The following is a 23336-nucleotide window of genomic DNA, read 5'->3' as shown; positions in this document are numbered from 1 at the left end:
GTGTTTACGCGCGTCCTGTCTGGAGCGCAGTTTTACCGATCCGGTATGAAGTCTTTCTGAGGGAACATCGTTAAAGTCGAGTTGTTTTGAATGACCAATAGTCGGAATACATCAATAGAAACAAACCCATGGGAAAAGTTTGCCTAGTGCAACCTTAAAGAACAATTATCGCGGGGAAACATCTCGCCAAGTTTTCGGAAAAGGCGCGCGGTCAAATCATCGCGCGCCGGGGGCGGCGGCTAGCCCGATGTCGAGGACAAGAGCGGCGACCATGCCGGGTCGGAGGCGAAGCCCGGCGTCGGCACTTTCAGCTCGTTGCGCCCCGAGATGTCGACGGAGAACAGCGACGGCCCGCCGCTGCCGCCCGGATCGCGGAAGAACATCAGCACGCGGCCGTTCGGCGAGAAGGTCGGACCTTCGTTATGATAGCCGGAGGTGAGAAGCCGTTCGCCGGAGCCGTCCGGCTTCATCACGCCGATCGAAAACTGCCCGCCACCTTGCCTGGTGAAGGCGATGTAATCGCCCCGCGGCGACCACACCGGCGTCGAATAGGTGGCGTTGTTGTCGTCCTTGGAGAAAGAGATGCGCTGCGCCGCTCCGCCGCCCGCGGCCATGACATAGATCTGCGATCTGCCGCCGCGATCGGACTCGAAGCAGATGCGGGTGCCGTCCGGGGAGTAGGAAGGCGAGGTGTCGATCGCGGGCGTGTCGGTGAGGCGCGTGGTCGAGCGCGAGCGCAGATCCATCACGAACAGGTTGGAATTGCCGCCCTGCTGCAGACTCATGATGACGCGCTGGCCGTCCGGCGAGAACCTCGGCGCAAAGGTCATGCCGGGGAAGTTGCCGACGATCTCGCGCTGGCCGGTCTCGATGTTGAACAGGTAGACCTTCGGATCGCCCTGGCCAAATTCCATGTAGGTGATCTCTTGCGAGTTCGGCGAGAAGCGCGGCGTCAGCACGAGGTCGGAGCCGCGGGTCAGATAGCGCACATTGGCGCCGTCCTGGTCCATCATCGCGAGCCGCTTGACGCGGCGCTCTTTCGGCCCGGTCTCGTCAACGAACACCACGCGGCTGTCGAAATAGCCCTTCTCGCCGGTCAGCTTCTCATAGATCTGGTCGGAGATGATGTGGGCGATGCGACGCCAATATTCCGGCGAGGTGAAATATTGTTGGCCGGCGAGCTGCTGGCCCGTGACGACGTCCCACAAGCGGAATTCAGCCTTGAGGCGGCCGTCCGGCTGCCGCGTCATGCGGCCGGTGACGAGGGCCTGCGCGTTCAGGGTCTTCCAGTTCTCGAACTGCGGCGCGACGTCGATGTTGCTGATGCGCTCGATGAAGGCGGCCTGGTCGACCGGCGCAAACAGGCCCGAGCGCTTCAGATTGTTGGTGATGACCTGGGTGACGCCGTTGCCGACGTCACCGTCGGCCGGCGAGCCCGGCACAAAATTGGTGATCGCAATCGGAATCGGCCGAAACTCGGTGGGATCGATGCGGAGCCGTCCCTGCGGCTGCTGGGCCAAGGCTTGTCCGCCCCCCAGCATCGCGAGCGTCGATCCGGTCAGGGTCATGAAGCGGCGGCGGTTCATCGATCGAACGTCATTCATCGCAAAATTCTTTTGTTCGGATGTCACAACATGTCTTTCAGGCCGAAAGTCATCGGAATGAGCTTCCAGCTCTCGTATTGCTGCTTCGGCATGAACGAATAGACCTGACACTGCACGATGGCGCGTCTGGCACTCTCCGCCACCGCCTGTGCGATCGATCGCGACGGTCCCCTCACCGCGACGACGATCGGCTCGGACGCGAGCGATCCGTCGATCTTCATGGGAATGTCGATGTCGGCTTCGTATTGATCCGCATCCTGGCCGTTATAGGTCGGCGTGAAGCAGCGCTTCACCGCCCCCTGGAACGCGCCCCGCCAGGTCGCAATGTTGTTGGCGGCCGTTCCGGTCGTCGATCCCAGCGAGGCCGACGCATTCAGCGTCGAGCCCGCGAGTTCGTGCCGGGTCGCGGCGCGCTTGTCGAGATCGCGCTGGATCTGCGCGGGATCGAAGCTGCGCTCCTTGGGCTTCGGCAGCTGCTGTTGCGGCTGCACCGCCGCGACCTTTTGCTCCGGCGGCTTGGGCGGCGGCTTCTTGGTTTCGAGCTTTTTCTGCAGCTCGGCGATCGGATCTTCCTTGGCCGGGTCAGGCTTTTTTTCCGGCGGCTTCGGTTCTTCCTTGGGCTTCGCCTCAGCGACGGGCTTGGGCGGCTCGGGCTTCTTCTCGACCGGCTTCTCCACGGGTTTTGGCGGCGGCTCCGGCGTCGAGTTGGTCTTGATCAGCTCTTTCTTCTCGGTGACCTTGCCGACAGCGTCTTCCTCGGGCTTGGCTTCCGCGATCTTCTCGACCTTCGGCTTCGGCTCTTTCTTGTCGCCGGTCTTCTGCCCCGACATCATCTGCGCGAGTTGATCGGTGGAGATGATGTCGATCGGCAGCGACTCTTCCGCCGGCACAAAAGCCCTGCTGCTAAAGGTGACGAGCCCCCATCCCAGCACGAGGACGTGGAGGGCAATCGACGCAACGAGTGTCTTGTCGACCTTCACCTTCACGGTTTACCCCTGATCCGCTTCCGTGACGAGCGCCAGCTTCTTGAAGCCTGCGCCGGACAACTGGCCCATGACCTTGGCCACCGTCCCGTAATCCGCCTTCTTGTCGGCACGCAAATAGATGCGTTCCTCGAGCCCGCCGCGCGCGTCCGTGATCGCCTTCAGCTTGGGGATCAGTTCGTTGATCGCGATCTCGGCGTCGTTGATGAACACCTTGCCCTTGATGTCCACCGACATCTGGATCGGCTTCTGGTCGTTGTTTTCGAGGCTCTTGGCCTGGGTCTGCGGCAGGTCAAGCGGCACGCCGACCGTCAACATCGGCGCCGAGACCATGAAGATGATGAGCAGCACCAGCATCACGTCCACCATCGGCGTGACGTTGATTTCGGCCACGACCGGCTTGCGCCGGCCACGGCGCCCACCGCCTCCGGACGAACTCGCAACGTTCATGCCCATGGTCTGGTGCCCAAATTGCCCTTCACACTATACATGCCGTCCGTCAGCCCCGCTCGTCGATCTGGCGCGACAGGATGGCTGAAAATTCATCGGCGAAGCCTTCGAGCCGCTGGGCCTGCCGGTTCACCTCGGAGGTGAACTTATTGTAGAAAATAGTGGCAGGAATGGCGGCGATAAGGCCGACGGCGGTCGCAAACAGCGCCTCCGCGATGCCAGGGGCCACCACCGCCAAAGAGGTGTTTTTCGACGCCGCGATCGACTGGAAGCTCGACATGATGCCCCAGACGGTGCCGAACAGGCCGACGAAGGGGCCTGCGGAGCCGACGGTGGCGAGCACCAGCAGCCGGCGTTCCAGCCGCTCGACCTCGCGGGCGATCGAGACATTCATGACCTTGTCGATGCGCATCTGAAGGCCTGCGACCGAGCGGGCCTGGCTCTCGAACGAACGCTTCCACTCGCGCATCGCGGCGACGAAGCAGGCCGCCATGGAATGTGTCGGCTTGGCCGAGAGCGTGCGATAGAGGTCCTCGATCGACTCGCCGGACCAGAAAGCCTGCTCGAAACGGTCCATCGAGCGGCGGGTGCGGGCAAACAGGAAGATCTTGTCGATGGCGATCGCCCAGACCCAGACCGAGCAGGCGAGAAGCCCCAGCATCACCGCTTTCACGATCCAGTGAGCCTGCCAGAACAGCGCGATCAGCGACACGTCCGCGGAAGCGGCAACCGGAAGGGCTGACTGAGCCACGTCGGCCGGATTCATAAGCAGTTTCCTCTCAAGGCGATCGTTACCTGATGTCCCGACCTAATGTCCCGGCCAGCAAATGGCCGCCGGTTCCCCAATAGCCGCGCTAGAACCGGCGCGGCCGGCAAGCCCGCTCAAAGCCTTGTCTTTCTGGGGTGCAGGGCTCGTCCAAAGCCGGCCGCCTGCATTCCCTGCCAAGATGTCAAAACTATGGGCCCGACCCCAAGGCTCAGACTTCAGGCTTTGGGCGCGCGATTGTCCGCAATTACCAGAGCCCGGCGATGGTTAATGCTGGGTTACCGCAGACGAATTTGAGTGCGGGAAAGGGAGGTCGCACAGGGGGATGGGAGGCGCGGCGGGCGGGCCGTGTTCCCGACGGGACGGTGCGCTGCGCCCGGGACAGCAGAGTTCCGCTTTCCCGTGCGCATCAGGAGCGGAGCCCGCTATCCCGGTCAGAGGAACCAGCCTCCGTCCGAAAAATTGTCTGGAAAATCACTTCTCGCGAGGTTTTGCCATGAGCATCAACCCCAAGACGACCGCCGCGGTCGGCGATCATCCGCTCCACCCCATGATCATCCCGTTCCCCGTCGCCTTCCTGGTCGGCGCGCCCATCGCCGATCTCGCCTTCATCGGCACCGGTGACGGCTTTTGGGCCAGAGCCGCGATCTGGCTGATCGGCGCCGGTATTGTGATGGCGCTCGTTGCGGCCGTGGCCGGCTTCACCGACTTCTTCAGCGACGCCCGCATCCGCAGCCTCAATGACGCCTGGTATCACATGATCGGCAATCTCGTAGCCGTCGTGCTGGCCCTGATCAATTTCTACCTCCGCTACGCGCAAGGCGCGGAAGCGGCAATCAAGCCGTGGGGCGTGGCGCTGTCCCTGGTCGTGGTCGGCATTCTGCTTTTCACGGGCTGGAAGGGCTGGGAGTTGGTCTACCGGCATCACGTCGCGGTGCTGGACGCGCCGGGCCAGACCAGTTCGGAGCCGGTCAGCCCGCGTCATGGCGGCGAGAGCCGCCGCCGCGCCGCGTGAACGAGGAGCACGTCGCCTGATGACGTGACGGCGAGTCAGGCCGCGGAAGCGGGCTCTGGGCAATTGGTCAGCCGCGCCGGATTGCCGATTGCGGTGCAGCCCCGGGGCACGTCGCTCGTCACGACGGTGTCGGCGCCGATCTTTGCAAAATCGCCGATTCTGACGTTGCCGAGAATTGTCGCGCCGGAGCCGATGAACACGCCGCGACCAATGCGAGGCGAGCGCGCCGGCAGTTCCGTGCCACGACCGATGCTGACGTTCTGAAGGATGGTGGCCTCGTCGCCGATCACCACATCGGCACCGATCACGATGCCGGTGGCGTGGTCGAGATACACCGACGATCCCAAGCTCGCCGCCGGATGAATGCTGACCTGCAGGACGTTCGACGCCTCGTTCTGAAACAGCAGCGCCGCGTCACCACGGTCGTGATGCCAGAGCCAGTTCGAGACGCGCCACGCCTGCAAGGCGACGTAGCCCTTCAAGTGCAGCAGCGGCGCCAACACTCCGCTGATGGCGGGATCGCCAAGCACGATGGCCTGCAAGTCGCGGCCGGCCGCCTCGATCAGATCCGGCTGACCATTGAAGGCGTCGCGGGAAAATGTCGTGAAGCGCGCGCGTTCGACCTCGCTGTCGCCAAGCCGGCGTCCGATCAGGTCGGACAGTGCGGCGGTAAAATCGTCATGGACGAGGATGAGTCCGACAAGAGCCTTGCCGAATATGGCGTCGGCTGCCGCGGTGCGCTGCGCCTCGTCGCGGATCTTCTGCCAGAGGGTTTCGCTCGCCATCATCGCCGCTTCCGCCATCGTTGCTGCCTGCGGTATTTTGACGCTTCCTTTTCACTGTCGGCTATAGGCCGTCGGCAGCCCGCGCGCCACGCACCCCGTGAGGCTACGAGCTTGCATGCCAAGCAGTCGGGATCATATATATGGAGGCAGCCGAGTTCCGCCCGTAGCTATGGTCTCAGGTTCGTGCTGCCGCGCTGGCCCGGGTTGCTCAGGCAAAGCATCTCGTTCAAAGCCCCGCAGTGGTCCGCCATCCCCGGGATTGTCGCACACAGCGGCCCTCAGTGCTGCCGAAGCGAATCCCGAATCCCCGTCCTCCAAGGTCACGCCAATACATGTCGCCCAACGCCCCCGCTGACGACCAACACGACGACATCATGTATCCCTCCGCCCTGCCGTTCCTGCTGGTCCATCTCGGCTGCATTGCTGCGATCTGGACCGGCGTTACCTGGCAGGCCATCGCGATCTGCGCCTCACTCTATGTCGTCCGTATGTTTGCGATCGGAGCAGGCTACCACCGCTATTTCTCCCATCGGGCTTTTGCGACCGGTCGAGTGTTTCAGTTCATCCTGGCCTGGCTTGCGCAAAGCACCGCGCAGAAAAGCGTTTTGTGGTGGGCGGCCAAGCATCGACATCATCATCTGCATTCCGATACTGAAGACGACGTGCATTCGCCGCGTCATCGAGGCTTCCTCTACAGTCATCTCGGCTGGATTTTTTACAGGGAGCACGATGGCACCGACCTCGTGAAAGTCGGAGATTTCGCCGCCTATCCGGAGTTGATGTGGCTGCATCGCCTGGAACTCCTGCCAGCCGTCACGCTGGCTGCGCTCTGCTTCCTGGTTGGCGGATGGTCCGGTCTCGTCGTCGGCTTCCTGTGGAGCACCGTGCTGGTCTATCACGCGACCTTCTGCATCAATTCCCTCGCCCACGTGCATGGACGCAAGCGGTACGTGACCGGCGATGATTCACGCAACAATTGGCTGCTGGCCTTGTTCACTCTCGGTGAGGGCTGGCACAACAATCACCACGCCTACCAGAGCAGCGTGCGGCAGGGTTTTCGCTGGTGGGAAATCGACGTCACCTATTACATCCTGAAGGTGCTGTCCTGGTTCGGCATCGTCTGGAACATGAAGTCGCCACCCGAGCAGGTGCTGCGCAACGAGCAGCCGCTTGGCGCACGCGTCATCAACCGGGCGGCCCGCGAGCTTGCCGGACGGTTCGATGCGCAGACCCTGGCGCATGCGATTTCGTCGGCGCTCCGCCGAGCCGATTTGGCCCAGTTGCAACTGCCGACGCTGCACGACATCCTGAGTCGCGCGCACGAAGGTGTCGATGCACTGACGCATCTGCATTTGCCGAAGATTCCGACCCGCGACGAGTTTCTCGCCGAGGCCAAGGCGATGTTTGCGCGAACGCGATCACTGAACGAGATCGTGGACTATGCCTACGAACACTTCCTGGAGTCGGTTCGCGCGCAGCTCGCCACGGCGCGCTGACCAAGTCTCTCTGGACCAGGACTTTCCAGACCAAGACTTTTCCAAACCAAGGCAATCCGGACGGTCGCGGCAGCCTGACGCGCATTCCCAAAATCAAACCGCCCGCCTGCGGGTTGCGCAGGCGGGCGGCTCGGGGCCATCAGGACTTTGGGGGCATGCGCCTGACGGCTTTGAGAGGCGTCAGTCCCGAGATCAAGCTTGAGATCAACCTTGCTGCTGGTCGGTCGGCGGCGGGGTCGGGCGTGTCTTGTGTTGCGCCATGAACTGGTCGAACTCTTCCTTGTCCTTGGCGTGACGCAGACGGTCGAGGAAGTTCTTGAACTCGACCTGCTCCTCCTCGAGCCGCTGCAATGTCTCGGTGCGGTACTCGTCAAAGGCGCGGTTGCCGCTCGAGGGCGGACCGAAGCCAAAGCCGAAACCGTGGCGCTCCATGCGGCCGCGCATACGATCCATCTTGTACTGCATCCGCTCCATCTTGTTCTGCCAGCGATCCTGATTGCTCCAGCACGACATTCTTCTGCTCCCGAGTGTGAAAAAGAGAAGGGCAAGTCCGATCGGCCACCAGATGATGAAGCCGAGGATGGTCACGGCGATCCAGCCGGGATGCCAGGGCGTATTGAGCATGTGGGGGCGCTCGTAGTGTTGGTCCGAAGGGCCGCGCCATCGATTGACATCAGCGGTGTAGGCCATTTCCCTCTCCATGACGGCATCAGCGCCGTTGTGAATGTAAATAACATTTACATAGGTAGATCATCCCGCGATTTTGTCAAGCCGACCGCCTGACAGGGCGGGGCAATTATTTGGGTAACTTTATTTCGGCTTGCCCCAGGGACCACCGGGCGGCACGCCTGAACCGGAGGATGCCTCCGGCGGCACCGGCGGCGGCTCGGCGCTTTTCGCCGGGGGACGGCGATCCGTCGGGAAGCCGAGACCGCGCAGATAGATCAGCACCTCAGCTTCGAGCAGCTCGTCCGGCGACATCGGCAGCTTTCGACGCGCGGCGTCACCGCGGGAGAACAGCGAGGCCACGCCATGCGCCATGGACCAGATGTGCAGCGCCATCATCATCGCCGGCGGCCGCGGCGTGCCCGGCGGCGCCAGCGCGGCAAGCCGCTCCGCCGCGGCACGAATGATGTTGAAAGCACGCTCGCTGGCCGCCTGGAGCGCCGGATTGGCATCCACCGGGAGGCCCGATTCGAACATCGCGTTGTAGAACGCGGGCTCCTCGCGGGCGAAGGCGAGATAGGCCCTGCCGACACGCTCGAACGCCGTGACGGTGTCGGGCCGTCCGTCGTCCCAAGCCGCGGTCAGGCGCGATTCAAACTGCTCGAAGCCGCGCTGCGCGATCGAGGACAGCAGTTCTTCACGGTCGCGAAAATGCCGGTACGGCGCCGCCGCACTGACGCCGGCCATGCGTGCGGCATCGGCAAAGGTGAAGCCGGCCGCGCCCTTCTCGGCGATCAATCCGAGGGCGGCCTGCAACAGGGCTTCCTTCAGATTGCCGTGGTGATAGCCGCGCTCGGCGCGGCGCGTCTCCTTGCGCCAGCTCATGTGAACGACCTTTACATGAGCCGGCGGTGAAGGTCACTAGCGGCGACGGGTTGATCAGCCCGTATTCTTCCCGGTCCGGCGAGGCGGCCCGAGATCCTAGCCGCCAGGGATCGGCAGCACCGGCATGATCTCGACGCGTTCGCCGGGGAAGATCGTGAAGTGCGGGTGGTTCTCGAACATCTTCGCCGCGGCTTCATGGGACGCTGCGCGCACCACGGTGAAGGCGCCCATCTCGTTGGCGATGTCGGCGATGCCCTTGCCGTCGACCTTCTTGGTCTTGCCGAGCGGGCCGCCCATGGCCTCGATCGCGCCCTGGTGCTTTTCGACCCAGCCTTTCCACGCCGCCATGCCCTCCTGCTCTTTCGCCTTGCGCTCGGCCTCGGGCATCGCATTCCATGCGGTCCATTTGGAGCTGGTCTTGCTGCCGAGGAAAACGGCGAGATAGGTGTCGGTGCTCATCGGTTCTCTCCTTTGGTGATGGATAGACGAAGCTGCGGCTATTTCTTCAGGTCGCCGAAACCGGCGGCGGCCTCCTGCACGTCTGGCGGGAAGTCGCTCATCTCCTGCACCTGACGGATCTCGATGATTTCGTTCGGTGCGGCCGGACACCGCCTGGCCCAGGCGATCGCCTCGGCACGCGAGGCAACCTCGATCATCCAGTAGCCGCCCAGGACCTCCTTGGCCTCGGCGAACGGACCATCGGTCACGATGGGCTTGCCGGCCGCAAACGAGACGCGCGCGCCCATCGAGGGCGGGTGCAGGCCGTCGAGCGTGATCAGCACGCCGGCGTCCTTCAGCGCCTCGTTGTAGCGCATCATCGCAGCGACCCGCTCGGGATCGAGTTGAACGTCGGGCGCCGCGGTCTCGTAGCCGAGCGGGATCATCAGCATCATGAATCGCATGAGCACTCCTTGCGTGCTTTTTCGTTCGGGTTGCGCGGCGAGGCGCCACTCCGGATGGACGGGAGCGACGGCCCGGGCCGCCCACCCTCACCTCCAAGACGAAGGAACCTTGACGAAACCGACAGGTGACGAAAATTATTCTGGCGATTATTGGCTGGCCCTAGCGCGCCTGCGGCAGGAAACGCCCGTCCTGCCGGGCAGCGCCGAAATAGACGTCGATGCAGCGAATCTTGCCGCCGGCGAAGGTGAAGAACTCGGTGTTGCGAAAGCTCCTGCCATCTGTCGCCAGGCAGAGATAGGTGACGAAGGCCTCGTCGCCTTGGACGAAAATCCGCTCGATGTCGTGCCGCGCAATCCAGCCGGTGTCCCTCCAGCAACGCTCGAAATAAGCCGCCTTGTCGAGATCGTCGTCGAACGGGCTGGTGAAGCGAAAATCGTCCGCCAACGCGTCGGCGACCCGTTGCCGGTCGTTGCCGAGATAAGCGGCGAAAAGGTCTCGAATCTGGCGCTCGTGGTTGGACATTGCGGATCTCCCTGGCAATGATCCCCTGGAAGACGATCCATCGAGGACCGTCCCGACATCGTGCCTTCGAGTTAAGGCCTTCCTCGTCGGGACGAAAGCGAAGTAAAAAGAGGCTCGCGTTTGCGCGACCCAATCTTTCATAAGGACCGATCAGCCAATGCCCCCTACCCCGCACCGCGTTGCCCTCGTCACCGGAGCCGCGCGTGGCATCGGGCTTGCGACCGCGAAGAAGTTTTTGAGCGAGGGCTGGCGGGTGGCGTTGATCGACATCGAGGGCGAGTTGCTCGGCTGCGCGGTCGCCGAGATCGGCCGGGACGAGGCCACGCTGGCGTTGACCTGCGACGTCTCGGACGCAGCCGCGGTTGCCGCCGCGATGACGACGGTCGAACAGCGGTTTGGCCGGCTCGATGCGCTCGTCAATAATGCCGGCGTTGCCGTGTTCGCGCCGCTGATGGAGACGTCGGAGACCGATTGGCGGCGCGTGCTCGAGGTCAACCTCACCGGCCCGTTCCTCTGCACCAAGGCGGCGGTGCCGCTGATGCGCGACGGCAATGGCGGCGCCATCGTCAACATCACCTCGATCTCGGCAGTGCGCGCCTCGACGCTGCGCTCGGCCTACGGCACCAGCAAGGCCGGCCTCGCGCACCTTACCAAGCAGCTCGCGGTTGAGCTCGCGTCCCTCAACATCCGCGTCAACGCGGTCGCGCCGGGACCGGTCGACACCGCGATGGCGAAGCAGGTGCACACCAGCGAGATCCGCGCCGATTATCACGACGCCATTCCGCTCAACCGCTACGGCCTGGAAGAGGAACTCGCCGAAGCCATCTACTTCCTGTGCTCGGAACGATCGAGCTACATCACCGGACAAATTTTGGCCGTCGATGGCGGCTTCGATGCGGCAGGCATCGGCCTGCCGACGCTGCGCGGCGAGCGGAGGAACGGGTAGGCACCGCGTAGGTTGGCCTAGCGAAGCGTTACCACCTCTTCTCGTCGGCCTATCCTACGGACTCGAATTCGCGGAGGCTTCATGCGGCGCGTCACCTTTCTCAGGGCCCTGATCCTCGCATCCGCGCTGCTCGCCGCCACACCTGCCTCGGCCGAAATCCGCATCATCCAGTCGCCCGGTGGACAGGTCGGGCCGTTCCTCGATTTGTTCGAGAAGGTGCGCGAGAGCGGCGAGCGCGTGGTGATCGACGGTCCCTGCCTGTCCGCCTGCACACTGGTACTGAGCATCGTGCCGGGCGAGCGGATTTGTGTGACAAAACGCGCCGTGCTCGGCTTCCATGCGGCGCGCTCGGTCGATCGGCGCGGACGCTTCTACGCCGAGCCGGAAGCATCCGATGCGGTGCTTGCGGCCTATCCCGGCCCGGTGCGCGACTGGATCAGTCGCCGCGGCGGCCTCTCGTCGCGGTTGCTTCTGCTGAAGGGACGCGACCTCGCCGCGATCTATCCGCGCTGCCGGTGATGATCGACGGACGCGAGTGCCCGGCAAAATTGCGCCGGTCACCTGCTTCGAGAGCTCTAGTAAAAACTCTGGATCAACTCGGTCAATTCCATGCTCGCGCAGATGAGCATACCCCAAAGTGCAAAGTTGATCTGCAGCGCCGCCGCCATCGGTCGCTCCCCTTCCAAGTCCGCCCGCCCCAGTTTTTAGAATTTATGACGGAATAAATAACGATTCTGTCCCGGAGTTCACAGCCTAATATTGCGCCAGTTGTTGTGCGATGCGGTCCGCATCATTTCACGAAGCGGCCTCACTGCTCTCGCAATGTGGTGCGACAGCAGAATTCATATTCGGCCATGTCGGCCACGCGTTTCCCTTAGGTTCCATTTGAGCGGTGCGACGCAAGCTTCGGTAAGCGGACTTGGCGCGTCGCATACAACACCCAAGGGTCCGGCATGATCCGACACGGCTTCGTCTTGCTCACTTTTTGCGCAACGCTCATGGGATGCGTGGTCGCGCCTGCGCAGGATCGCCGTCCGATCGCATGGGACGGCCTCGGTCAGGATCCGAACCGTCCCTCCGGCATCAAGCGTCGCGTGGCGACCCAAGCTCCCGCGGCGAGTGATCCGAATCAGGAGCGGGAGAGAGTCCTCGGCACCTTGCGCCCGTACTCCCCGGCGTGGTGGGCAATCCATGACGAAATCGAAGCGGAGAATGACAGGCAGCTCGGGACAAAGCTCGTGATCTGTCCGCGCTGCGTTCCCTCCTCCCAGCCACCGAGCAATGACGTGACCGGATCGATCCGCTGAGGGGCACGCGGTCGACGCGACGTCCTCATGGGCGCCCCTCTCCCGCATCGTAGAGGAGAGGGGATCGCCGTTCAGCGCGTCAGGCGATCGCGCCTGTCACATTTCCTCGGCCGGGCAGTTCACCATCCAGGGAATGCCGAACTTGTCGACGCACATGCCAAAACCCTTGGCCCAGAACGTCTTGCTGAAGGGCATGGTGACGTTGCCCCCATCGGCGAGCGCGTTGAACTTGCGCTCGCCCTCCGCCGGGTCCGCGACCGTGAGCGAGATCGAAAAGCCCTGCGGCTTGTGAAAATGTTCGCTTGGTGCGTCGGAGGCCATCAGCACGCTGCCGTCGGGCAGCGACATCCGCGCATGCATGATCGTCTTCTCGCGGCCGGGCGCCGCAGCCATGTCCGGCGGTGCGTCCGAAGAACGCATCATGGCGTCGATCTTGCCGCCGAGAACCTTGGCGTAATAATTGAACGCCGCTTCGCAGGTGTCCTGATAGAACAGATAGGGATTGAGCATCGTTTCTCTCCTTTTTGCTTTGGTTCGGGGTGACGGCGCTACTTCTCGGTGAGCTTCTTCAGGCTGGCCAAGCCCGCCTCGAAATCCTTGCCGATCATGTTGTCCATGTTGACGAACACCTGCATGACTTTGGACAGGAACGGGGCCGGACCGGACATCGCCCACGTGACCAGTGTGGCATCGCCTTGCGGCACAAAGGTGAACTCGGCGGTGTTGTGGCCTTCGAAAGGCCGCTCGAAATCGAGCTTGATGCGTAGTTTTGACGACGCACTCGCCTCGAGGATCTCCATATGGCCGGCGCCGACATTGTTGTTGCCGTCCCAGGCATAGGTCGCGCCCTTGCCTTGCGCGGTGCCGCCAAACGCCCGCTTCATCGCAGGATCGCGGTTCTCGTAGGGGGACCAGGCCGTCCAGCGATGGAAATCGGCAACCAAGGGATAGACTGCATTGGCCGGCGCTTTCACGGCGAGGCTGCGCTCGACGCGGAATGTGTCGGGCTTCGTCAGGGCAAAGCCGAGCACGCCCACGATTCCGACCGCGAGCAGGATGGCGATGACGGCAATGGCTTTCAGCATGAATGGCTCCCTGGATACGCTCCTAGGACGAAGGGAGGGGACCGGGCCCGACAAGGCGAAGCGGAAAAATTTGTTATGCCCCAGGCAGGCGCTCCCTACTTCACCTTTGCGCCTTCGACCTTAGCGTCTTGCCTGGCGCCGCCATTGGCGCCCTTGGGCTGGCTGTCCCGGATCAGGCGATCGAGATGCATGCGGATGTGAGCGGCTTCTGCGGACGTGTTGGCGAGGGCGATGGCGCGGTCGAAGGCGATGCGGGCTTCGTCGTTGCGGCCGAGCTGCATCAGGAAGGCGCCGCGCACGCCATAGAAATGGAAGTAGTTGGCAAGCTTTGGCGCCAGCGGCTCGATCAGGTCGAGCGCGGCTTGCGGTCCGCGCACCTTGGAAACCGCGACCGCGCGGTTGAGCGTCACCACCGGCGAGGGCTGCACCACCTCCAGCGCACCATAGAGCAGGTCGATCTGCGCCCAGTCGGTCTCCTCAGGCGTGGAGGCGCGGGCATGCAGCGCAGCAATCGCGGCCTGGATCTGGTAGGGCCCGCTGCGGCGATGGCGTATCGCCTTGTCGATCAGCGCGAGGCCTTCCGCGATCATCGTGCCGTTCCACAGCGAACGATCCTGGTCGTCCAGCAGGATCAGCGAGCCATCCGCGGCAAAGCGCGAGGCACTGCGCGCATGCTGCAACAAGATGAGCGCCGTGAGTCCCATGATCTCCGGCTCGCTCTGGAACAGCCGCAGCAGCAGCCGCGCCAGCCGGATCGCTTCCTCGCACAGCGGCTTTCTGATTTCGGCGGTGTCGCCGCTCGCCGAATAGCCCTCGTTGAAGATCAAATAGATCATCGCCGCGACAACGGCGAGCCGCTCCGAGCGCTCGACCGCGCCCGGCGTTTCAAACGGCGTCCCGGCCTCCGCGACCTTGGCCTTGGCACGCGTGATGCGCTGCTCCATCGCCGCTTCCGACACCAGGAAGGCGCGCGCGATCTGCTTCACCGTCAGGCCGCAGACGATGCGGAGCGCCAGCGCGATCTGCTGCGTTGCCGGCAGCCCTGGATGGCAGCAGATGAACATCAGCCGCAAGATGTCGTCGCGGTAGTGCGAGCCGTCGAGCCGCTCGGCGAGCGCGCCCTCGGCGTCGTCGAGATCGGAGATCGCCTGGTCGTCCTCCGGCAGCGGCTGCTGCTTGCGGGTGCGGCGCACCTCGTCGATGGCAACGTTGCGGCCGACCATGATCAGCCAGGCGGCGGGATCGCGCGGCGGTCCGTTCTGCGGCCAGGTCTTCAGCGCGCGCAGGCAGGCGTTCTGGAAGGCCTCCTCGGCGGTGTCGAGATCGCGGAAATAGCGCAGCAGCGCGCCGACCGCCTGGGGGCGCGCCGAGGTCAGCGCGGTCTCGATCCAGGCGGTATCGGCTTCGCTCATTTCAGATTCCCTCCGGGACTGAACACGCCGACGGGGCGCACCTCGTAGGCGCCGCCGGGATTGGCGGCACCGAGGTCGCGGGCGACATCGAGTGCGTCATCGAGATTCTTGCAATCCACGATATAGAAGCCGAGCAACTGCTCCTTGGTCTCAGCGTAGGGGCCGTCGAGCACCAGTGGCGGGTCCTCCTTGCGCAGCGTCGCTGCCGCAGTGGTCGGCAGCAGCCGCGCCACCGGGCCGAGCCTGCCCTGCTTCGCGAGACCTTCCTGCACCACGGCGAGCTTCTTCATCACGGTCTCGTCCTGGTCCTTGCTCCATGAGCCGACGAAGTCCTCGTCGTGATAGCAAAGGATCGCATAAAGCATGGGCAGTACCTTCTCTGAGCGCTTGTTTTGAAGACGATCCAGTATGCCTTGCCCCGACATGGCTGCGGAAAAAAATTGCAAGAAAAATCCGGCAGATCGTGCCAAGGAGGGCCTTCAAAAGCGGAACTTAAAGAGGCACTTCGAATGACCGTTGGCACCCTGGCCGTCCTGATCAACAGCACGCAGCAGAACTGGCTGCCTGAGCGCTGGAAGGCCCGGTTCGACGCCGTCTGCGGCGGCCGCCGCGTGGTGCTGCTGCCCGATGCCGGGCTCGATCCGGCCGAGGTGCATTATGCCGCGGTGTGGAAGCCGGTGCCGGGCGACCTCGGCTCTTTCCCCAATCTGCGTGCGATCTTCAATCTGGGCGCCGGCGTCGACGCGCTGATGGCGGACAAGAGCCTTCCGAACGTGCCGCTGGTGCGCGTGGCCGTGCCTGATCTGACCGGCCGCATGACCGAATACGTCGTGCAGCACGTGCTGATGCACCACCGCCAGGAGCTTTATCTGCGCCAGTCGCAGCGCGAAAAGCGCTGGGAGCCGACCTATCAATGGCCAGCGAGCGCCGTCACGGTGGGTATCATGGGCCTGGGCACGCTCGGTACTGATGCGGCCGATGTGCTGCGGCGGCTTGGTTTCCGCGTCGCCGGCTGGAGCCGCAGCCCGCGTATCATCGCGGGTGTCGAATGTTTCCATGGCGCCGGGCAAATCGACGCGTTCCTGCGCACGACCGATATTCTCGTCAGCCTATTGCCGCTGACGCCTGATACACACGGCATCCTCAACCGCGACGTCTTCACCAAGCTCAACCGCAAGAGCCCGCTCGGTGCGCCCGTGCTGATCAACGCCGGCCGCGGCGGCCTCCAGAATGAAGCCGACATCCTGGCCTGCCTCGACGACGGCACGCTGGGCGCCGCCTCGCTCGACGTCTTCGTACAGGAGCCGCAGCCGGCGGACAGCCGGTTCTGGACCCATCCCAAGGTTTTGCTGACCCCGCACAACGCCGCCGACACCGACGCCGACGCGATCTCGGCCTATGTCGCCGAGCAGATCGCGCGGTTCGAGGCGTGTGGTGTGCTGGAGAACGTGGTGGACCGGACGCGGGGGTATTAGGCCGCACGCCTGAAAAAGGCACGACCGCTCCCTACCCTCCGTGTCGTCCTGGCGAAAGCCAGGACGACACCAGACTTCTTTGGTCACTCCGTCACCCCCGAAGGCACCCGCTCGGCCGGCATCCCGTTCACCCTCTCTTAGCGAGAAGTTGATAGGTCTCCTTAATCAACGCTCAACGAACGAGTCGGACATGCGCTTCACGCTCGGCCTCAGGATGCGGATCACGGTTGCGCTGGCGGTGACGGCGGCGGCGACCGCCCTGTTCGCCGTGCTCGGGGCGATGTGGATCATTTCCGGCATCATCGACCGGGCCGACCAGCGCGAGCTTCGCAGTCATTACGACGCGCTCCAGTCGCGAATTGCCGAGGAATCCCAGCGCGCCGCCGCCATGAGCGCCGTCGTCGCCGCGATGCCGGCAACGCAGGACGCGATGGCCAAACAGGATCGCAATGCCCTGATCAGCCTGTTCGGGCCGGTGTTTGCTGCGACCAAATCGGAGTACGGCGTCGAACAGTTCCAGTTCCACGTGGCGCCCGCGACCTCGTTCCTGCGCGTGCACCAGCCTGCTAAATTTGGCGACGACCTCTCGGGCTTCCGCAAAACCGTGATCATGGCCAACCAGGAGCGCAAGGTCGTGGTCGGCCTCGAGGGCGGCTTGGCTGGGCTCGGCATCCGCGGCGTCGTGCCGATCGCGCAAGGCGGCAAGCATCTCGGCTCAGTGGAGTTTGGCCTGACCTTCGGCCAGTCCTTCCTCGACGATTTCAAGACCAACCGCCATGTCGACATCGCCTTCCATCTCGCGGACGGCGGCGGCTTCAAGCTGTTCGGCGGCACGCTGAAGGGGAAGAGCTTCTTCGATGCGGCCGATTACGGCCGCGCCGCCGGCGGCGACTTCACGGTACGGCAGGCCAAGCTCGACACGACGCCGGTAGCGGCGCTGCTCGGACCGATCAGGGATTTTTCCGGCAAGCCGCTCGGCGCCGTCGAACTGGTGATGGACAATGCCGACTATGTGGCCTCCGCCGACCGTGCCTGGCTGCTGGCATTCGGCATCGCCGCGCTCGGGCTCGTGCTCGCCGCCATCGTCGGCTATCTCATCGCCCGCAGCATCTCGCGCCCGATCATTTCCATCACCAGCGTGATGCGCGAGCTGGCCGACGGACACCTCGATGTCACCGTCCCCGTCAGCAAGGCGAATGACGAGGTCGGCGCGATGGTCAAGGCTGTCGCGGTGTTCCGCGACAACGCCGTCAACTTCAACCGGCTCCAGGCCGAACAGGCCGACACTAAGGCGCAATCCGAAGCGGAGAAGCGACGCGCGTTCGCCGCGCTCGCCGACAATTTCGAAGCCAGCATCCGCGAGGTCGTCACCACGGTCTCCTCGGCCGCGGTCGAGATGGAGAACACGGCGCGCTCGATGTCTGATATCGTCGAGCGGTCGCGGCAGCAGACCGGCACGGTGTCGTCGGCCTCGGCGCTCGCCTCGGAAAATGTGCAGACGGTCGCTGCCGCCGCGGAAGAGCTGTCGTCGTCCATGACCGAGATCAGCCGGCGCCTTGCGCACGCGACCGCGGTGGTCGGCAAAGCCGCGAGCGACGGACGACGGTCGAACGAGCGCGTGCAAAGTCTGGCCGACGCCGCGCAAAAAATCGGCGACGTCGTCTCCTTCATCAGCGGCATCGCCGAGCAGACCAATCTGCTGGCACTCAACGCGACGATCGAGGCGGCGCGCGCGGGCGAAGCCGGCCGCGGCTTTGCGGTGGTCGCCTCCGAGGTGAAGGCGCTGGCAACCCAGACCGCCAAAGCGACCGAGGAGATCGGCGCCCAGGTCACGGCGGTACAAGGCGAGACCACCGGCGCAGTGGACGGCATCCAGTCGATCTGCGCAACGATCCAGGAGGTCGACGAGATCTCCGCCGCGATCGCCGCCGCCGTCGGCCAGCAGGGCACCGCAACGCAGGAGATCGCCCAGAACGTGCAGCAGGCAGCCGCCCGCACCGGCGAGGTCTCGCAAAACATCGCAGGCGTCACCGCCGGCATCGCCGCGACGGGAACAGCAGCGGAGGAGGTGCTGGGCTCCGCGATCGAGCTGTCAAAGCAATCGCAGCGGCTGCGGGACGAGGTGGACCGCTTCCTCGCGCATATTCGCGCGGCGTAGGCGGGCTACAGGGAGGAGCTGCGGCGCGACGGCGGCAACTCCGAATCTTCGCCAAACCAGATTCGGTGGCTAGGGGTCCTGGCTTTCGCCAGGACGACGTTAGCTCGCGCCACGCAACCGCCTAGCTCTTTCGTCCCACCATCACGTCGATCGCTCCCTTCACGATCGCCTCGAGATCCTTCCGCGACACGCGCGCGCGCGAACGAATGGCAATTGAGTGCACGGTCGCTGAAGCGAGCTGCGCCAGCACGGCGGGATCGGCGCTTTCGGGCAATTCGCCTTTCTCCTTGGCGCGGCGGAAGCAACTCGCAAACGCCTTGTCGAGTTCGTTAAGGCCATCGAGCACCATGGCGCGGATGTCGGGATCGCCGACCGCTTCGGAGGCCGCCGTGACCACGGTGAAGCAGCCGCGCGGGCCGGTTGCGCCGGACAGATAGATGTTCAGCGCGGAGGCGAAGATACGCTCCAGCCGCTGGCGCACGGGCATCTCCTGTCGAAAGATCTCCACCATGGATGCGCGCGCGTCGTCGCGGTAGCGCTGATAGCTCTTGATGTAGAGCTCGCGCTTGTCGCCGAAGGCGCCATAGAGGCTCGGGCGATTCATGCCGGTGGCTTCGCTGAGATCGTCGAGCGAGGTCGCGGCGAAACCCTGCGTGCGGAACAGGTCGAGCGCCTTGCCGAGCGCGACCTCGGGTTCGTAGGCGCGCGGACGGCCGCGGCGCTTGGGCTCAGTGGCAGCAGCTGGCGGCTTCGATTTTTGTACCATTTCGCAATTTAATCCTTGACCAACTCCATAATATGCAAGACAGTACAAAAATCAATCTGGCCAGGTTGAGCGCCACTCCAAAAGTCACATCGAAGAATTGCCCAAGGAGGCTCAAGATGGATCTTTATTTCTCGCCGCTCGCCTGTTCGATGGCGAGCCGCGTCGCGCTGTATGAAGCCGGCGCCGAAGCCAATTATCTCGAAGTCGATCCGCCGACCAAGACGGTGCTGAGCGACGGCACCGACTTTCGAACCGTGAACCCGAGCGGCCTGGTGCCGACACTGCGCACCGACGACGGCGTGGTGCTGACCGAGAACGCCGCGATCCTGCAATATATCGCCGACCGCTTCCCGCAATCGGGTCTCGGAGCCGCAGCGGGCATCGAGCGCACGCGACTGCATCAATGGCTCTGCTTCATCGGCACCGAGCTGCACAAGGGCCTGTTCATCCCGGTGCTCGACCGCAAGGCGCCGCAGGAGACGAAAGCCTACGCGCTGGAGAAGAACCTGTCGCGGCTGGACTATCTCGACAATTACCTGAAGGGGCGCGACTTCCTGCTCGACCAATTCAGCGTCGCCGACGCCTATCTCGTCACGGTCATCAACTGGACCATGGCGACGCCGCCGATCGAGCTCGCCAAATGGCCGAACGTGAAGGCCTATTACGAACGCCTGCGTCAACGGCCCTCGATCGCCAAGGCGATCGCGGAAGAGTTCGAGCTGTACAAGGCCGAGCAGGCGCGGAAGAAGGCCGCGGCGTAGCGGCATTCGAAACGACCGTCGTTCCGGCCAATGCGGCCGGGACGGCGGGCTAAATCGCGACTGACCGCGCCCCGGAACAATTGGCTATTTCGGCGTCTGCAGTACGACCCCGTAGCGGCCGTATATCCGATCGATCGTGCCGTCGTTTCGCAGCCGTTCAAGCGCTCCATCGATGGTGTCGCGCAATGCATCATCCGGGCGGACCATGCCGACGGCGACGTTCCAGTTGAGATCGGCTACGGACTCGTCGCGGTCCAAGATACGAAATGCCTTGTCCGGATGCGTCAGATTGAAATAACTCGCCGCAGTGGGTGTGACCGCAGCGGCATCGATCTCATGGTTTGACAAGGCATCGAGGCTGTCGCTCTCGAAGCCGAAGGTCGACGTCGGGACGTGCCGTTGACTGATGATCATGGCAGCGACGGATCCGACCTGCACCCCGACCTTGGTATGCTCGTTGAGGCTCTGAAACGAGGCGAGCGCGCTGGATGAGGGGACGGCGAGCGCAACGCCCGTGCGATAATACGGTTTTGAGATTCGCAAGCGGGTTTCACCCTGCGCTTCGCGGTTGGCGATGACGTCCAGAACAATGTCGCAACCGGCGCTCCGCATCTGGTACTGGGTGATGATCCAGTCGAGCCGCAGCGACACCCCGAGCTCGTGTGCCAGCGCCTGGCCCAATTCGATCTGAAAGCCGGGAGGATCGGCCGCCTTGCTGGCGAACGGAAGCGAGTTCGGATGGGCGCATAATCCGAGCACACCGGACGCGCGGATCGCGTCCAGGGTTCGTCCCTGCGCAGGATTCAGCAGTGCGATCACGGCGCCGACCACAAGCGGGAGAACTGTCTTCATTCCGCGTCCCCGTATCGACATCGGCCTGGTATTCAGCCCTCGCGCGGCTTCAGGGCGCGGATATATTTGACGATCTGGTCGATCTGCGCGTCGGTGAAGGCCCCGCCGAATGCCGGCATCGCACCAGACTTGCCGTTCTTGATGCGGCTGTGCAGAAAGTCGTCGTCGCGCGGCGAATTCATCAGCTGTGGTCCCTTGCCGGCGGCTCGACCGCCAGCGGAGTGACAAAAGCCGCAAGTCCCTGCGAATAACTGCTCGACGTCGAACGTCCCGTTGTCGGGTACGGGAGTAGCAGACTGCGCCTGAACCGGTGCGGCATACAGCGACGAGGCGCCCAGCACCGCCGATAGCAGCGCGGTGATCTTCTTCAAATGCAAGTTCAAGGTATCCAGCTCCATATCCTGAAGCACGATGTCCTGATGAAGCACGCCGCAAATCCAATGCACGGGAAGCAAGCTTGCGCCTGCTCCCCGGCAATCTGCCATGAATTATTTCAAGCTGAAGACGACAAGCGCCCCGTCATCACGCGGCATGCTCTTGTAGGCGCCGCCGAAGTTTGGCGCGTATTCGTCCGCCAGCATGCCGCCAAAGCCAGCGACTACGGCAATGTACTGCTTGCCATTGACGGAATAGCTGACGATGCCGCCCTGGTGGCCGGTGCCGTTGTTGTGACTCCACAGCTCGGCCCCGGTTTCGGCATCGTAGGCATGAAGGATGCCGCGGGAGTCGGGCACGAATACGAGATTGCCCGCAGTGGATAGCACGCTTCCAAGCGGCGGCTCAGGATAGCGAACCTCCCACTTCTTGGCGCCGGTGATGGGGTCGCGCGCGTCGAGATGTCCATAAATCTCTCCGCCCGGAGGGGGTACCATCTTGAAATCGGCGCCGATATTGAGCTGGACCTGGGGCGCTGTGACCGGCGTCGTCTTCTGGACGTCGAGCGTCATGCACCATTCCTGGCCGATCTTGTAGTACAGGCCGGTCTTCGGGTTGTAGGAGCCGGCGTTCCAGCTGACGCCGCCGCCAATGAAGGGGCACAGCGGCGGTTCGGTGACCTTCCCGGCGCTGAAGTCGCGACGGCCGATCAAGGCACCGGTCTTGGGATCGATATCCTTGACGAAATTGATGTTCTCAACGAGCCGCCAGACATTCTTCACGGCGAGATTGCGGTCATAGACGAAGACGAAACCGCCCTTATTCGGGTGAACCACGAACTTCTGACCGTCGCGTTCGAGCATCACAAACTCGCCGACCGCGCTGTCGAAATCCCAGGCGTCGTGCGGCAATTCCTGATGATGGAATTTCAGCCTGCCGGTATCGACGTCGAGGCCGATCACCGAACTCGTGTAGAGATTGTCGCCGGGACGCGCGCCTTGCGTCTTGTAATCGGCGCCCGACCAATCGTAGAGCGGCGCCGGGTTTGCGGTGCCCCATAGGATCGTGTTGGTCTCGGAATCGTAAGTGCCCGGCATCCAGCCACCGCCACCGCCGGTGCGCCAGGAATCGTTTCCCCACGTCTTCATGGCCTCGTCGGTGCCGGCGACGGTCAAGAACTCCCACTTCTTCTTCCCGGTGGTGGCATCCAGGCCGAAGATCGGACCGCGGCCGGGCCATTCACCGCCTTGCGCTCCGATGATCACCGTACCCTTGGCGTAAAGCGGTGCACCGGTGAAACCCACCGTGAGCTTCTGCGAGTCGATCAGCCCGGTTTCCCAGAGGACCTTCCCCGACTTCATATCCAGGCCAAGAACCCTGCCATCCATGGTGCCGACGAAAACCTTGCCCTCGCCGAGCGCTACGCCGCGATTGTAGGGGGAATGGGTCTGACGGGAGATCAGGGCCTCGTCCAGCTCCGGAAAATGGGACCAGATCACCTCGCCTGTCGCGCCGTTGAGCGCGAAAACCCGGCTGTAAGAACCCGAGTAGTAGAGCACGCCATCCGCCGCGAGGGGCATCGATTGCAGGCCCCGGGTCGAGCGTCCTGGAATATGGGTCCAGGCAACGTTCAGATTGCCGACGTTGTTTGCATTGATCTGCGCCAGCGGGCTGTAGTGATAGGATTTGTATGAACCGTGATAGGTCAGCCAATCGTTCTGACCGCCGTTCTCGATCCGCGCAGTATCCACGGACTGGGCCAAGGCCGACGACACCATCAGCGTCGCGCCGGCAATAAGAGGTAGACCAGACTTACACCAACGCTTCCTCATCCGTTCCTCCCGCTTTTATGTTTGTTGAACTTGCTTCTCACAGACGCCACCGCGAGGGATGCTGCAGTCCGCTCTCTGTCGGCCTTCTCCATCGCATACGAGCCGCCAACGGCTCTCGATCTCTCTCGGCGGACATCGCCAAAAGGTGCTACGTCTCTGGACTGGTTGCAGTTGCGCTTATCCTCGCTCGGGCAGCGTACGCCGGATGACGAGGAGCGCAAAGATGGAACACGCGCACGGCGCGAATTTGACGCGCGGCGCGGAATACAAACGTCAGTTTCGCTGTCCGGTT

At 63.5% G+C, this 23336-nt stretch carries 26 protein-coding genes; 8 read left to right on the top strand and 18 right to left on the bottom strand.

The window, feature by feature from the left end; genetic code table 11:
- Positions 1–239: 239 nt before the first annotated feature.
- The 4 genes from tolB to tolQ are packed head-to-tail and all read right to left on the bottom strand — an operon-like array spanning position 240 to position 3803.
- Positions 240–1586: a Tol-Pal system beta propeller repeat protein TolB gene (gene tolB, locus BcanWU425_RS08710; protein WP_026232593.1), complete on the bottom strand. Its 1347-nt coding sequence runs from the start codon at positions 1584–1586 to the stop codon at positions 240–242.
- 41 nt (positions 1587–1627) lie between these two features.
- Positions 1628–2590, bottom strand: a complete 963-nt coding sequence (locus BcanWU425_RS08705) for a hypothetical protein (protein ID WP_018453790.1) — start codon at positions 2588–2590, stop codon at positions 1628–1630.
- Between the two features lie 3 nt (positions 2591–2593).
- The gene (gene tolR, locus BcanWU425_RS08700; protein WP_018453789.1) at positions 2594–3043 is read right to left on the bottom strand and encodes a protein TolR; all 450 of its coding nucleotides are present in this window, start codon (positions 3041–3043) and stop codon (positions 2594–2596) included.
- Positions 3044–3086: 43 nt separating this feature from the next.
- A complete protein-coding gene (gene tolQ, locus BcanWU425_RS08695; RefSeq protein ID WP_007596319.1) occupies positions 3087–3803 on the bottom strand; it encodes a protein TolQ in 717 nt (238 codons plus the stop codon).
- 496 nt (positions 3804–4299) lie between these two features.
- On the opposite strand from tolQ, the gene BcanWU425_RS08690 reads away from it, so the two are divergent.
- The gene (locus BcanWU425_RS08690) at positions 4300–4818 is read left to right on the top strand and encodes a DUF2231 domain-containing protein (protein ID WP_018453788.1); all 519 of its coding nucleotides are present in this window, start codon (positions 4300–4302) and stop codon (positions 4816–4818) included.
- 35 nt (positions 4819–4853) lie between these two features.
- On the opposite strand, the gene BcanWU425_RS08685 is transcribed toward BcanWU425_RS08690, so the two are convergent.
- Positions 4854–5621, bottom strand: a complete 768-nt coding sequence (locus tag BcanWU425_RS08685; RefSeq protein WP_085348906.1) for a serine O-acetyltransferase — start codon at positions 5619–5621, stop codon at positions 4854–4856.
- Between the two features lie 314 nt (positions 5622–5935).
- On the opposite strand from BcanWU425_RS08685, the gene BcanWU425_RS08680 reads away from it, so the two are divergent.
- Positions 5936–7099: an acyl-CoA desaturase gene (locus tag BcanWU425_RS08680; protein WP_018453786.1), complete on the top strand. Its 1164-nt coding sequence runs from the start codon at positions 5936–5938 to the stop codon at positions 7097–7099.
- 204 nt (positions 7100–7303) lie between these two features.
- On the opposite strand, the gene BcanWU425_RS08675 is transcribed toward BcanWU425_RS08680, so the two are convergent.
- The 5 genes from BcanWU425_RS08675 to BcanWU425_RS08655 all read right to left on the bottom strand — a co-directional run bounded on the left by BcanWU425_RS08675 (position 7304) and on the right by BcanWU425_RS08655 (position 10075).
- A complete protein-coding gene (locus BcanWU425_RS08675) occupies positions 7304–7789 on the bottom strand; it encodes a DUF2852 domain-containing protein (protein ID WP_007596323.1) in 486 nt (161 codons plus the stop codon).
- Between the two features lie 120 nt (positions 7790–7909).
- Entirely contained in the window at positions 7910–8650 is a 741-nt protein-coding gene (locus tag BcanWU425_RS08670; RefSeq protein WP_085348908.1) for a TetR/AcrR family transcriptional regulator, read from the bottom strand.
- Between the two features lie 96 nt (positions 8651–8746).
- Positions 8747–9109, bottom strand: coding sequence for a YciI family protein (locus tag BcanWU425_RS08665; protein WP_085394687.1), 363 nt, complete (start codon positions 9107–9109; stop codon positions 8747–8749).
- Between the two features lie 38 nt (positions 9110–9147).
- Entirely contained in the window at positions 9148–9552 is a 405-nt protein-coding gene (locus BcanWU425_RS08660) for a YciI family protein (RefSeq protein ID WP_204512221.1), read from the bottom strand.
- 160 nt (positions 9553–9712) lie between these two features.
- Positions 9713–10075, bottom strand: a complete 363-nt coding sequence (locus tag BcanWU425_RS08655) for a nuclear transport factor 2 family protein (protein WP_018453781.1) — start codon at positions 10073–10075, stop codon at positions 9713–9715.
- Between the two features lie 157 nt (positions 10076–10232).
- Between BcanWU425_RS08655 and BcanWU425_RS08650 the strand changes: the two genes are divergently transcribed.
- The 3 genes from BcanWU425_RS08650 to BcanWU425_RS08640 all read left to right on the top strand — a co-directional run bounded on the left by BcanWU425_RS08650 (position 10233) and on the right by BcanWU425_RS08640 (position 12328).
- Positions 10233–11021 carry an SDR family NAD(P)-dependent oxidoreductase gene (locus BcanWU425_RS08650; RefSeq protein WP_018453780.1) on the top strand — a complete coding sequence of 263 codons (789 nt, stop codon included), beginning with the start codon at positions 10233–10235 and terminating at the stop codon, positions 11019–11021.
- Between the two features lie 81 nt (positions 11022–11102).
- Positions 11103–11540 (top strand): hypothetical protein, encoded by a 438-nt coding sequence (locus tag BcanWU425_RS08645; protein WP_018453779.1) that lies wholly within the window; start codon positions 11103–11105, stop codon positions 11538–11540.
- 434 nt (positions 11541–11974) lie between these two features.
- Positions 11975–12328 carry a hypothetical protein gene (locus BcanWU425_RS08640; RefSeq protein ID WP_018453777.1) on the top strand — a complete coding sequence of 118 codons (354 nt, stop codon included), beginning with the start codon at positions 11975–11977 and terminating at the stop codon, positions 12326–12328.
- Positions 12329–12424: 96 nt separating this feature from the next.
- Here BcanWU425_RS08640 and BcanWU425_RS08635 read toward each other — a convergent pair whose 3' ends face one another.
- The 4 genes from BcanWU425_RS08635 to BcanWU425_RS08620 form a co-directional block, all read right to left on the bottom strand.
- Positions 12425–12838 carry a VOC family protein gene (locus BcanWU425_RS08635; protein ID WP_204512222.1) on the bottom strand — a complete coding sequence of 138 codons (414 nt, stop codon included), beginning with the start codon at positions 12836–12838 and terminating at the stop codon, positions 12425–12427.
- Positions 12839–12876: 38 nt separating this feature from the next.
- Positions 12877–13413 carry an SRPBCC family protein gene (locus BcanWU425_RS08630; protein ID WP_018453775.1) on the bottom strand — a complete coding sequence of 179 codons (537 nt, stop codon included), beginning with the start codon at positions 13411–13413 and terminating at the stop codon, positions 12877–12879.
- Between the two features lie 95 nt (positions 13414–13508).
- On the bottom strand, positions 13509–14825 hold the full coding sequence (locus tag BcanWU425_RS08625; RefSeq protein ID WP_018453774.1) for an RNA polymerase sigma factor: 1317 nt from the start codon (positions 14823–14825) through the stop codon (positions 13509–13511).
- Positions 14822–15190, bottom strand: coding sequence for a YciI family protein (locus BcanWU425_RS08620; protein WP_026232592.1), 369 nt, complete (start codon positions 15188–15190; stop codon positions 14822–14824). The genes BcanWU425_RS08625 and BcanWU425_RS08620 overlap by 4 nt, the downstream gene beginning before the upstream one ends.
- A gap of 144 nt (positions 15191–15334) precedes the next feature.
- Between BcanWU425_RS08620 and BcanWU425_RS08615 the strand changes: the two genes are divergently transcribed.
- Positions 15335–16300, top strand: a complete 966-nt coding sequence (locus BcanWU425_RS08615) for a 2-hydroxyacid dehydrogenase (protein WP_018453772.1) — start codon at positions 15335–15337, stop codon at positions 16298–16300.
- 190 nt (positions 16301–16490) lie between these two features.
- Positions 16491–18458 (top strand): methyl-accepting chemotaxis protein, encoded by a 1968-nt coding sequence (locus BcanWU425_RS08610; protein WP_018453771.1) that lies wholly within the window; start codon positions 16491–16493, stop codon positions 18456–18458.
- A gap of 121 nt (positions 18459–18579) precedes the next feature.
- On the opposite strand, the gene BcanWU425_RS08605 is transcribed toward BcanWU425_RS08610, so the two are convergent.
- Positions 18580–19224, bottom strand: coding sequence for a TetR/AcrR family transcriptional regulator (locus BcanWU425_RS08605; protein WP_204512223.1), 645 nt, complete (start codon positions 19222–19224; stop codon positions 18580–18582).
- A gap of 116 nt (positions 19225–19340) precedes the next feature.
- Here BcanWU425_RS08605 and BcanWU425_RS08600 point away from each other — a divergent pair, with 116 nt between their 5' ends.
- Positions 19341–19985: a glutathione binding-like protein gene (locus tag BcanWU425_RS08600; protein WP_231190367.1), complete on the top strand. Its 645-nt coding sequence runs from the start codon at positions 19341–19343 to the stop codon at positions 19983–19985.
- Between the two features lie 84 nt (positions 19986–20069).
- Here BcanWU425_RS08600 and BcanWU425_RS08595 read toward each other — a convergent pair whose 3' ends face one another.
- Genes BcanWU425_RS08595 through BcanWU425_RS08585 form a run of 3 tightly spaced genes read right to left on the bottom strand, consistent with a single transcriptional unit; the run spans position 20070 to position 23044 of the window.
- Complete coding sequence (locus BcanWU425_RS08595; RefSeq protein WP_204512224.1) at positions 20070–20837, bottom strand: substrate-binding periplasmic protein; 768 nt, start codon at positions 20835–20837, stop codon at positions 20070–20072.
- A gap of 32 nt (positions 20838–20869) precedes the next feature.
- A complete protein-coding gene (locus BcanWU425_RS08590) occupies positions 20870–21265 on the bottom strand; it encodes a c-type cytochrome (protein ID WP_231190364.1) in 396 nt (131 codons plus the stop codon).
- Between the two features lie 60 nt (positions 21266–21325).
- A complete protein-coding gene (locus tag BcanWU425_RS08585) occupies positions 21326–23044 on the bottom strand; it encodes a pyrroloquinoline quinone-dependent dehydrogenase (protein WP_231190361.1) in 1719 nt (572 codons plus the stop codon).
- Positions 23045–23336: the final 292 nt, after the last annotated feature.

The sequence above is a fragment of the Bradyrhizobium sp. WU425 genome, assembly GCF_021052305.1.
Lineage (GTDB): Bacteria > Pseudomonadota > Alphaproteobacteria > Rhizobiales > Xanthobacteraceae > Bradyrhizobium > Bradyrhizobium canariense_D.
Note: the sequence above shows the minus strand (reverse complement) of the source record. Positions and strands in the feature narration are given on the sequence as shown.

Coding starts and splice junctions, on each gene's coding strand:
- tolR (WP_018453789.1), bottom strand. CDS start 3,043: ATGGGCATGAACGTTGCGAGTTCGTCCGGAGGCGGTGGGCGCCGTGGC.
- BcanWU425_RS08625 (WP_018453774.1), bottom strand. CDS start 14,825: ATGAGCGAAGCCGATACCGCCTGGATCGAGACCGCGCTGACCTCGGCG.
- BcanWU425_RS08685 (WP_085348906.1), bottom strand. CDS start 5,621: ATGGCGGAAGCGGCGATGATGGCGAGCGAAACCCTCTGGCAGAAGATC.
- BcanWU425_RS08665 (WP_085394687.1), bottom strand. CDS start 9,109: ATGAGCACCGACACCTATCTCGCCGTTTTCCTCGGCAGCAAGACCAGC.
- BcanWU425_RS08630 (WP_018453775.1), bottom strand. CDS start 13,413: ATGCTGAAAGCCATTGCCGTCATCGCCATCCTGCTCGCGGTCGGAATC.
- BcanWU425_RS08680 (WP_018453786.1), top strand. CDS start 5,936: ATGTCGCCCAACGCCCCCGCTGACGACCAACACGACGACATCATGTAT.
- BcanWU425_RS08605 (WP_204512223.1), bottom strand. CDS start 19,224: ATGGTACAAAAATCGAAGCCGCCAGCTGCTGCCACTGAGCCCAAGCGC.
- BcanWU425_RS08660 (WP_204512221.1), bottom strand. CDS start 9,552: ATGCGATTCATGATGCTGATGATCCCGCTCGGCTACGAGACCGCGGCG.
- BcanWU425_RS08615 (WP_018453772.1), top strand. CDS start 15,335: ATGACCGTTGGCACCCTGGCCGTCCTGATCAACAGCACGCAGCAGAAC.
- BcanWU425_RS08670 (WP_085348908.1), bottom strand. CDS start 8,650: ATGAGCTGGCGCAAGGAGACGCGCCGCGCCGAGCGCGGCTATCACCAC.
- BcanWU425_RS08620 (WP_026232592.1), bottom strand. CDS start 15,190: ATGCTTTATGCGATCCTTTGCTATCACGACGAGGACTTCGTCGGCTCA.
- BcanWU425_RS08635 (WP_204512222.1), bottom strand. CDS start 12,838: ATGCTCAATCCCTATCTGTTCTATCAGGACACCTGCGAAGCGGCGTTC.
- BcanWU425_RS08585 (WP_231190361.1), bottom strand. CDS start 23,044: ATGAGGAAGCGTTGGTGTAAGTCTGGTCTACCTCTTATTGCCGGCGCG.
- BcanWU425_RS08650 (WP_018453780.1), top strand. CDS start 10,233: ATGCCCCCTACCCCGCACCGCGTTGCCCTCGTCACCGGAGCCGCGCGT.
- BcanWU425_RS08610 (WP_018453771.1), top strand. CDS start 16,491: ATGCGCTTCACGCTCGGCCTCAGGATGCGGATCACGGTTGCGCTGGCG.
- BcanWU425_RS08675 (WP_007596323.1), bottom strand. CDS start 7,789: ATGGCCTACACCGCTGATGTCAATCGATGGCGCGGCCCTTCGGACCAA.
- BcanWU425_RS08690 (WP_018453788.1), top strand. CDS start 4,300: ATGAGCATCAACCCCAAGACGACCGCCGCGGTCGGCGATCATCCGCTC.
- BcanWU425_RS08600 (WP_231190367.1), top strand. CDS start 19,341: ATGGATCTTTATTTCTCGCCGCTCGCCTGTTCGATGGCGAGCCGCGTC.
- tolQ (WP_007596319.1), bottom strand. CDS start 3,803: ATGAATCCGGCCGACGTGGCTCAGTCAGCCCTTCCGGTTGCCGCTTCC.
- tolB (WP_026232593.1), bottom strand. CDS start 1,586: ATGAACCGCCGCCGCTTCATGACCCTGACCGGATCGACGCTCGCGATG.
- BcanWU425_RS08655 (WP_018453781.1), bottom strand. CDS start 10,075: ATGTCCAACCACGAGCGCCAGATTCGAGACCTTTTCGCCGCTTATCTC.
- BcanWU425_RS08645 (WP_018453779.1), top strand. CDS start 11,103: ATGCGGCGCGTCACCTTTCTCAGGGCCCTGATCCTCGCATCCGCGCTG.
- BcanWU425_RS08640 (WP_018453777.1), top strand. CDS start 11,975: ATGATCCGACACGGCTTCGTCTTGCTCACTTTTTGCGCAACGCTCATG.
- BcanWU425_RS08595 (WP_204512224.1), bottom strand. CDS start 20,837: ATGAAGACAGTTCTCCCGCTTGTGGTCGGCGCCGTGATCGCACTGCTG.